The following is a 3,699-nucleotide window of genomic DNA, read 5'->3' on the forward strand; positions in this document are numbered from 1 at the left end:
CGGTCTCGTGGGCTCGGAGATGTGTATAAGAGACAGGTATTATGTAGATAACTTGATCAATATTCCCTGTTCCAGCAGTTTAACAGAAGCAGAAGTAGAAATAGTAGTGGACTGGTTAAAAGAATTTAAAGCTTAAGTTTATTAATAAAAAATATTAAGAGAAAGCTGGGGTAAAATGCAGAAAGATTTTCATTTTTGTGCTGTTTATGTGCTCTGCAGACTGGCTGGTATGGAAAGTACTTATGCTGAAAAAACTGCTTATGCTTCACAGCAGGTTGATGATGCTGTCTATAATCATGCTCTTAAGTTTGAAAATGGAGATGTTTTTCATCAAACTCAAACTGCTCACAAAGAATTGAGTTTTTTAGAAAGTTCAGATGTAAATAATTCATTTAATATCTGGCTTCCTTTTCATTTTCTGCCGGCTGGAATAGATAATGAAGACCCCTATCTAACAGAAACTGAATCAAAAACAGTTCAGCTGTTAAAAGAAAAAGTAACAGCTGCTGGAAGTAAAGCATATGGTATTCACCAACTGGGTATATTCTTACATCTCTATGCTGATACATACAGCCACCAGGGATTTAAAGGCTTTTATGATAAATCAAATTTTGTTAAGCTGACTCAAGGTGTTGAAAAATTAAAAATTAAAGATAAATGTTTAAAGTTCGCTATTATTAATCTACCTGATCTTTTTCCTATAGGTCATCTTTTAGTAATCAAAAACCCTGATATACCTTATGCTGAATGGGAATATTATAAAAGTGGTGTTTTTTATCAGGTAAATAACTTAGAAGATAGATTTATGCCGGCTGTGGAAAATATATTTGCATTCATCAGAGATTTTTTAGCCGAAAATACTCAATATGGAACACCAGCAGGAGGAGATGCTTTAAAGAGCCGTATTTCTAAAATCAGAAATACACTTGCAGAACAGGCTTTTCTAGAAGGGAGATATCATAACTGGCTGGATAAAATCCATAATAACTTCTTTGATTTTAAAGACTTTGATCAGCAGGATCGAACTCTAAATTATGATGACAGAGCCTGGTTTAAAAAAGCGGTAAAAGCAGTAAAAGTCTCTAAATATTCTTTTGAGGGATTAAAAAGCAGAGCCTATAATTACCACCGATTTTATAAAAAAGACGGTTTTGAACATTCAGACTGGACCTTATACATGCAGGCAGCTGCTGAACATAAATACAGGGTATTACACCAGGTTTTAGCAGAAGCAGGTCTAACTATTGCTTGATCTTAATTAATATATTCTTTGATTGTAATCTTCTTTTAGTCAAGTAGTGGAGGAGTTGATTTAATGATTGAAAAAATATACAGGTTTTACAGCAGAAAAAGATTGATTTTTCTAGATTTGCTCTTAATTAATTTGGCCATGCTTTTAAGCTTTATGATGCGCTTTGATGCGGAATGGACTAATTTTATTCAGATTCATTATTTCTATTATCTAACTATAATTTCTTTATTCTATTTAATTTTTTCTAATCTATACAATTCAATGTGGAAATATGCCAGTATCGCAGAATTATACTCGATTATAAAAGTTACTGCACTTATAAATACTACTTATATCATACTACTATATTTTTTAACCATATCATTTCCCCGCAGTATAATTCTTATCAATTCCATGGCATCTTTGATTCTCCTGGGTGGTTCCCGCTTTGCTTTAAGAACCCTAAGGGAATATCTAATCCGCAAAAATGGAACAGATTCTGATGCAAGGGTTAGAGCTCTGATCATCGGAGCAGGAGATGCAGGTGAGATCATAGTCCGTGAGCTCAACAAACATCCAGAAATGGGAATCAGTGTTGTCGGTCTGATTGATGATGATCCTGCAAAACAGCATTTAGAAATTCACGGGCACAAAGTGCTCGGTCCAAGAGAGGATATACCTAAATATATCAAGAAATTCAATGTGCATGAGGTAATAATTGCTATCCCTTCTGCAGATGGTAATACTATCAAAGAACTCTATGAGCTCAGCAACCAAAAAACAGTAAGGGTAAAGATTGTTCCCGGTGTTTATGAAATCTTAAATGGAGATGTTAACTTAAGCCAGATCAGAGAAGTTAAAGTAGAGGACTTACTGCGCAGAGATCCGGTCGATCTAAAAATGGAAGAGATTTCTGAATACCTAAGAGATAGAACAGTACTTGTAACAGGTGGTGGAGGCTCGATCGGCTCTGAAATCTGCCGCCAGATTGCAAACTTCAATCCTGCAGAAATAATAATATTCGATATAAATGAAAACAGCACCTATTTTTTAGAGCTTGAAATGAAAAATAAGTTTCCACACTTAACTATAACACCGATTATCGGCAGCATCCGAGATAAAGCAAAACTGGAGCAGGTCTTTTCCGAATATCAGCCTGAGGTTGTTTTTCATGCAGCTGCACATAAACATGTACCACTAATGGAGAGCAGTCCTGAAGAAGCCGTAAAAAATAATATACTCGGTACCAAAAAGCTTGCAGAAACAGCAGATCATTATCAGGTAAAGAGATTTGTGCTTGTTTCTACTGATAAGGCTGTAAATCCAACCAATGTAATGGGGGCCAGCAAAAGAGCAGCCGAAATGATAATTCAGTCAATGAGCAAAAAAAGCAGAACAAAGTTCATGGCAGTTAGATTCGGCAATGTACTCGGCAGTAAGGGCAGTGTGATCCCGATCTTTAAAAGACAGATTGCAGATGGTGGACCTGTAACAGTAACCCACGAAGAAATAACAAGGTACTTTATGACCATCCCTGAAGCAGCCCAGCTTGTTATTCAGGCAGGCGCCTTAGGTCAGGGTGGTGAGGTATTTGTACTTGATATGGGTGAACCCGTCAGGATCAAAGAACTTGCAGAAGATCTGATAACCCTCTCCGGTTTAACACCTTATGAGGATATAGATATAGAGATAGTCGGACTGCGGCCGGGAGAAAAACTCTATGAAGAGCTTTTACTGGAAACAGAAGAGAGTACTGCTACTGAGCATCAGCGGATCTTTATCAACCACCTCGATCTGGTTGAAGAAGATAAATTAAACTCTGTACTGAACAGGCTTAAATTCCTGGCCAAAAAGAGAGATAAGCGGGGTATTATCTCAAACCTTGTTAAGCTTGTTGCAAGCTATGAACCTCAGCGGGATAATGTAACAAGAGTAGATTTCAGGAAGAAAAAGAATGCTTAAAAAAATACTTTCCTGGGCAGCTGTCTTTATCTGGCTGCTCGTAATCTACAACTTTTCAGCTCAGTCAGCTAAAGAATCATCACGCTTAAGTGCCGGCTTGAGTAAAGTTATATATAGGGTGCTTACTGAACGAGCTGGGCTTAAAGTTCAATTAAGCAGTTTTCACAGTTTTTTAAGACAGGGAGCCCATTTTTTTATCTTCTTTGTATTAGCTCTGTTTCTGCTTAATGCATTTCGAGTCAGCGGCTATGAGTTTGAAAAAGCAATAACCTATACTCTGCTCATATCTTTAGCCTATGCCGGATTGGATGAAATCCATCAGATTTATGTTCCCGGCAGAACAGCAGAACTTAAGGATATTTTTGTTGATGGACTCGGTATAATTTCTGGAATTGGAGTATATGTTTTAATAAGATATCTGCTGATAATCATCTGATTAATTTTGATTTGCTGTATTGAAATTAATGAAAATAAAATATTGAATTCTAATAATTGCTTATTTATCC

General features: G+C 36.4%; 3 protein-coding genes. All 3 read left to right on the forward strand.

What is annotated here, in order from left to right; all coding sequences use genetic code 11:
• Positions 1 to 175 precede the first annotated feature (175 nt).
• Positions 176 to 1,252, forward strand: a complete 1,077-nt coding sequence (locus CI949_RS18315) for a DUF6765 family protein (protein WP_290769057.1) — start codon at positions 176 to 178, stop codon at positions 1,250 to 1,252.
• 63 nt (positions 1,253 to 1,315) lie between these two features.
• Positions 1,316 to 3,193, forward strand: coding sequence for a nucleoside-diphosphate sugar epimerase/dehydratase (locus tag CI949_RS18320; protein WP_290769059.1), 1,878 nt, complete (start codon positions 1,316 to 1,318; stop codon positions 3,191 to 3,193).
• The gene (locus tag CI949_RS18325; RefSeq protein WP_290769061.1) at positions 3,186 to 3,629 is read left to right on the forward strand and encodes a VanZ family protein; all 444 of its coding nucleotides are present in this window, start codon (positions 3,186 to 3,188) and stop codon (positions 3,627 to 3,629) included. Before CI949_RS18320 ends, CI949_RS18325 begins: the two co-directional genes overlap by 8 nt.
• The last annotated feature ends 70 nt before the right edge of the window (positions 3,630 to 3,699 follow it).

The organism is Halanaerobium sp. (assembly GCF_003070835.1).

Bases quoted from the DNA above. Each gene is read 5' to 3' on its own strand.
- CI949_RS18315 (WP_290769057.1), top strand. From the start codon at position 176: ATGCAGAAAGATTTTCATTTTTGTGCTGTTTATGTGCTCTGCAGACTG.
- CI949_RS18320 (WP_290769059.1), top strand. From the start codon at position 1,316: ATGATTGAAAAAATATACAGGTTTTACAGCAGAAAAAGATTGATTTTT.
- CI949_RS18325 (WP_290769061.1), top strand. From the start codon at position 3,186: ATGCTTAAAAAAATACTTTCCTGGGCAGCTGTCTTTATCTGGCTGCTC.